The organism is Psychrobacter proteolyticus (genome assembly GCF_038155145.1).
GTDB lineage: Bacteria > Pseudomonadota > Gammaproteobacteria > Pseudomonadales > Moraxellaceae > Psychrobacter > Psychrobacter proteolyticus_B.
The window spans coordinates 1-213 of the sequence record NZ_JBAKAY010000195.1 but is presented as its reverse complement, the minus strand read 5'-3'; the positions used below and the strand labels follow the sequence as shown (position 1 = coordinate 213).

The 213-nt window shown below is 46.0% G+C and carries 1 pseudogene; it reads right to left on the bottom strand.

Features of this window, described 5'->3' with window-relative positions:
• Positions 1-184 (bottom strand): annotated as a pseudogene (locus V6252_RS13495) (aldehyde dehydrogenase family protein); the annotation flags it as partial.
• Positions 185-213 lie beyond the last annotated feature (29 nt).

The following is a 213-nucleotide window of genomic DNA, read 5'->3' as shown; positions in this document are numbered from 1 at the left end:
CTTTTGGTAGACCTGCTTCTTCAAATACTTTGGACAATAGCAAACCACCTGTCACTGGCGTATCACTAGCAGGCTTAAGTACCACGCCATTACCAAGCGCTAGGGCTGGTGCAATAGAACGCTGCGTTAAATGTAGTGGCAAGTTCCATGGGCTAATGACAGCTACAACGCCGATTGGCTCACGATAAATGAAATTATCTTAGCCAGGAGTAT